The organism is Baekduia sp., assembly GCF_035318805.1.
GTDB lineage: Bacteria > Actinomycetota > Thermoleophilia > Solirubrobacterales > Solirubrobacteraceae > Baekduia.
In genome coordinates this window covers 1-4,446 of record NZ_DATHDY010000034.1, presented here as the reverse complement: position 1 = coordinate 4,446, position 4,446 = coordinate 1, and the positions used below count along the sequence as shown (strand labels likewise).

Genomic DNA, 4,446 nt, shown 5'->3' with positions numbered 1-4,446 from the left:
CCGGTCGAGCTCGGCCTTGTCGGTGGTGAGCTTGGCGCAGTACGTCAGCAGGTCGGCGTCGCCGCCGCGCGTGCTGACGAACGAGCGGATGCGCCGCTCCATCTGGCCGCGCTTGTACTGGAGCAGGTCGATCCCGCACAGCCGGCGGAACAGCACGCAGAAGGGCTCGTAGTCGTCGGCGACGCCGCGGCCGGGCGCCGGGGTCGTGGTGACGCTCATGACCCGGTCTCCCCCGCGATGGCCTCGGCGAGCTCGCCGAGCGGCAGGACGTCGTCGGCCAGGCCGGCCTCGACGATGGCGCGCGGCATGCCGTAGACGGTGCAGGTCGACTCGGCCTGGGCCAGGATGCGGCCGCCGCGCGCGCGGACCTCGCGGGCGCCCTTCAGGCCGTCCTTGCCCATGCCGGTCATGACGACCAGCACCAGCCGCTCGCCGAACGCCTTGGCGGCGTCGGCGATGGTGAGGTCCGCGCGCGGGCGCAGCCCGCCGATCGCGGCCTCGGCGCTGAGCCGGACCGAGCCGCCGTCGTCGTCGAGGCGCAGGTGGCTGCCGCCCGGAGCGAGGAGCAGGGTGCCGGGCTCGAGGACCTCGCCGCCGCCGGCCTCGACGACCGTCAGCTGCGAGCTGCGGTCCAGCCGTTGCGCCAGCGAGGCGGTGAAGCCCGCGGGCATGTGCTGGACGATCATGCCGCCGGCGCCCAGCGGCGAGGGCAGCGCGGGGATCAGCTCGGCCAGGGCGCGGGGGCCGCCGGTCGAGGTGGCGATCAGCACGACCTTCCTCGAGGCGGCCGGCGCCCGGCGGGCGCGCAGGCGGGAGACGGCCGAGCCGCCGTCGGTCGCCGTCCGCGCGGGGCGCGGGGCGCGGCGCGGCGCGGCGACCGGCGCGCTCGCCGACGCGATCGCCGCCGCGGTGACCTTCTCGCGCAGCGCGCCGACGAACTGGTCGAGCGGCTCGCCGAAGGCCGGCTTGGCCACGAGGTCGAAGGCGCCCTCGGCGAGGGCGTCGACCGCCCGGGCGCCGTGGGCGGGCGAGAACGCCGACACGACGACGACGGGCAGTGAGGAGCGTTCGCCGCGCAGCGCGCGCAGGACGCCGATCCCGTCCATGCCGGGCATGGCGAGGTCGAGCGTCATGGCGTCGGGGCGCAGGTCCCGGTAGAGGGCGAGCGCCTCGTCGCCGTCGCCGGCCTCTCCCACCACGTCGAACCCCGCGTCGCGCAGCGCCTGGGTGAGCAGGCGCCGCATGAACGTGGAGTCGTCGGCGACGAGGATGCGCGACGGCGTCGCGGTGCGGGCGGCGGCGAGCACGGCGGGAGCGGACCTACGCGGCGACGCGCACGTCGTCGGCGACCTCGGCGGGGGAGGCGTCGACGTTCAGCGCGGCGGCGCCGACGATGCCCTCGGGATCGAGGAGCACCACGAGGCGGTCGCCGATCTTGGCGATGCCGTCGATGCCGCGGCCGCCGGCGGTGGGGGCCTCGTCGAGCTGGTCGGCGTGGATGGTGATGACCTCCTCGACGTCGTCGACGACGACGCCGGCCATGTCCTCGGCCGTCTCGACGATCACGATCTTGGCCTCCGACACGTCGGCGTGCTCGACGCCGAGGCGCGTGGCCAGGTCGTAGACCGGGAGGATCTTGCCGCGCAGAGAGATGACCCCACGGACGCTCGGGTCCGACGACGCGACCGATCGCGGCTCGGTGAACCGGATGATCTCGTGCACCTGGGTGATCGGCAGCGCGTACTCCTCCTCGCCCAGCGAGAAGACGACGAGCTGGCGGGAGAGGGACTCTTCGGACATTCGGACTCCGGTCGGGAAGAACTGGCTTGACCCGGTGATCGACCGGGCCGGGTCCGCCCTTGAGACGGATCCCCCTACGGGGGGATGCCTCAGCGGGCCATCCGCATCGCCTCGGCGAGGACGTCCACGCGCCAGGTGCGGACCTTGCCGACGACCTCGGGCACCGACTCGCACACGGCGATCCGCGTGCCGGTCGTGAGCGTCACGTGGCAGTCGGGCGACGCGTCGACGCGCTCGATCAGGTCGGGGTTGAGGTGAAACGGCTCCCGCTCGTGCGAGAGCTTGTGCAGCTCGATCATGGTGTGCTCCTCGGTGTCGCGCAACGATTCGGGGCCGCGTCACGCCCGCCCGAGCAAAGGCCCTCCGCCTTTGCGCGGGCGGCCGTGCCACGGCCCCGTACTGCCTTTGAGCTAGTTCTTGAGGTTGACCAGGTCCTGGAGCATCTGGTCGACGGTCGAGATGACCCGCGAGTTGGCCTGGAAGCCGCGCTGGGCGACGATCATGTTGGTGAACTCCGACGCCAGGTCGACGTTGGACATCTCCAGCGTGCCGCCGATCGTCTGGCCGAACGTCGAGCCGTCGGGCACGCCCACGATCTCGGTGCCCGCAGCCGGGTGAGCGGCCCAGCGGTTGCCCGAGAGGCGCAGCAGGCCCTCGTCGTTGGGGAACTTCGCCAGGCCGATGGTGCCGGCCGTGGTGCGGTTGCCGCCGCCGCCGGGCACGTAGGTGACCGAGCCGTCGGTGCCGACCGCGACGCCGGTGGCGCCGCTGGGGATCTGGATGTACTGGTCGGTGGCCGGGGTCGTGGTCGTGTCGCGGCCCATGACGTAGTAGCCCTCGGGCGTGGTCAGGTAGCCCTGGTCGTTGCGGACGAAGTTGCCCGCGCGGGTGTAGTTCATCTCGGTGGGCATCGTGGGCGGCGTCGTCGACGGGTCGCCGAGGCCGACGCGGAAGAAGCCGTCGCCCTGGATGGCGACGTCGAGCGGGTTGCCGGTGTTCTGCAGCGAGCCGGCGCCCATGACGGCGTCGACCGAGCCGAGCTGCACGCCGAGGCCGATCTGGGCGGCGTTCGTGCCGCCCGTGTTCGGGCCCTCCGCGGACCCGCCGTACAGCGTCTGCTGCAGCTGGTCCTTGAACGTGGTGCGTGAGGCCTTGTAGCCGACGGTGTTGACGTTGGCCAGGTTGTTGGCCGTGACGTCGAGCATCGTCTGATGCGTGCGCAGGCCGGAGATGGCCGAGTACATGCCGCGAATCATCTGGTGGAGGCTCCTGTGAGGTCCTCCGGCTTCCCCAATGGGGTCCAGCCGGGTGTGGGTGAAATTCCGTTTTCGGTGCTGCTGCGACGTCAGGCGATGACGGCGCTGTCGATGTTCGTGAAGACGTGGTCCTTCATCTGGTCCGTGCCGACGGCCGTGATGACCGTGCGGTTGCGGACCGACACCACGAACGCCGTGTCGTCCACGAGGACCACCGCGTCGCGGGCACCCTTGCCCGCGGCACGATCGACCCCGTCCTGCAGGCGCTGCATCGACGCCGGGTCCACGGCGAGGTTGCGGCGCTCCAGGCGCTGGACGGCGTGCTTGGAGAACGTGACGGGATTCGTTCCCGTCGTATCCCGTAGAACGTCCGCGAAGGCCGGTCCTTGAGGCGCCTGGACGGATGGCCGTACGGGCTGCGTCCGCGCACCGACCGCCGGCGCGGAGACGCCGGGCGGGACGAGTGCCGGATTGAAGGAACTGCTCATTACTTGACAGCCGTGATGATGTCCGGGCTGTAGCCGGCCTTGCCGGCGATGGTGAGCGACGGGCCGGTCTTGGTGGACAGCTGCACGCTCTCCACGAGGCCCTGGACCGGGACGCCGTCGGCGCCGGGGTAGGTGACCGTGCGGCCGATGAGCGCCTGGGCGCTCGTGTTCTTCTGCGCCGCGAGCGTGACGGCCGACTGCGTGGCCAGGTTGGTCAGCTGCTCGACCGTCGTCATCTGCGAGATGGTCTGGAAGTACTGGTTGGGGTCCTGCCCCGACGTGGGGTCCTGGTTCTTGATCTGCTCGGTGAGCATCTTCAGGAAGCCGTTCTTGTCCAGTGAGCTGCTGGGCGCAGAGGACGTCTGGGTGTAGGCGGGGGACACGATCTGGTCGGAGATGGCGGAGCTGCTGGACATGGTGGGGTCCTTCCTCGGTCAGGCCTGGACGTCGACGAGGACGCCCGCGGGCGTGCTCGTGACGGTCGTGGTGGAGAGGTCTTGCACGACGAGGTCGTCGTCGGCCGGCACGCCGGAGCGGGCGCTCCCGCGGCTGCCGGCGTTGGCGTCGCGCGCATCGGCGCCGTTGCCGAAGCTGTTCTGGCCGGCGCCGAGCTGCAGGTCGAGGCGGTGCAGCTGCACGCCGCGGTCCTCGAGCGAGCGCCGGAGCTCGCCGCCCGCCTGCTGGAGGGCGTCGAGGCCGATCTGGTCGTGGGCGGCGATCGTCGCGACGAGCCCCTCGCGCGTGGTGCGCAGGTGCACGTCGACGGCGCCGAGCTCGGCCGGCTTGAGCTGGAGGATCGCGCGGGCGCCGCCATTGCGGGTCGTGGCGATGCGGACGAGGTCCTGCACGCGCTCGGCGGCGGCGGTGACCGCTGCCCGCGTGAGCTGCGGGACGCCGGCGGC

At 72.1% G+C, this 4,446-nt stretch carries 7 protein-coding genes and 1 pseudogene; all 8 read right to left on the bottom strand.

The window, feature by feature from the left end:
• A pseudogene (locus VK501_RS08695) lies at positions 1-219 on the bottom strand (hypothetical protein); the annotation flags it as partial.
• Positions 216-1,307, bottom strand: coding sequence for a chemotaxis-specific protein-glutamate methyltransferase CheB (gene cheB, locus VK501_RS08690; protein WP_324336683.1), 1,092 nt, complete (start codon positions 1,305-1,307; stop codon positions 216-218). The gene cheB and the pseudogene VK501_RS08695, both read right to left, overlap by 4 nt.
• A gap of 13 nt (positions 1,308-1,320) precedes the next feature.
• Positions 1,321-1,800: a chemotaxis protein CheW gene (locus VK501_RS08685; RefSeq protein ID WP_324336681.1), complete on the bottom strand. Its 480-nt coding sequence runs from the start codon at positions 1,798-1,800 to the stop codon at positions 1,321-1,323.
• Between the two features lie 89 nt (positions 1,801-1,889).
• Positions 1,890-2,099 carry a flagellar FlbD family protein gene (locus VK501_RS08680; protein ID WP_324336679.1) on the bottom strand — a complete coding sequence of 70 codons (210 nt, stop codon included), beginning with the start codon at positions 2,097-2,099 and terminating at the stop codon, positions 1,890-1,892.
• Between the two features lie 111 nt (positions 2,100-2,210).
• On the bottom strand, positions 2,211-3,044 hold the full coding sequence (locus VK501_RS08675; RefSeq protein ID WP_324336677.1) for a flagellar hook-basal body complex protein: 834 nt from the start codon (positions 3,042-3,044) through the stop codon (positions 2,211-2,213).
• Between the two features lie 101 nt (positions 3,045-3,145).
• Positions 3,146-3,544, bottom strand: coding sequence for a TIGR02530 family flagellar biosynthesis protein (locus tag VK501_RS08670; protein WP_324336675.1), 399 nt, complete (start codon positions 3,542-3,544; stop codon positions 3,146-3,148).
• Positions 3,544-3,960: a flagellar hook assembly protein FlgD gene (locus VK501_RS08665; RefSeq protein ID WP_324336674.1), complete on the bottom strand. Its 417-nt coding sequence runs from the start codon at positions 3,958-3,960 to the stop codon at positions 3,544-3,546. Before VK501_RS08665 ends, VK501_RS08670 begins: the two co-directional genes overlap by 1 nt.
• A gap of 18 nt (positions 3,961-3,978) precedes the next feature.
• Positions 3,979-4,446, bottom strand: a 468-nt coding sequence (locus tag VK501_RS08660; protein ID WP_324336672.1) for a flagellar hook-length control protein FliK, incomplete at its 5' end; no start/stop codon positions are given.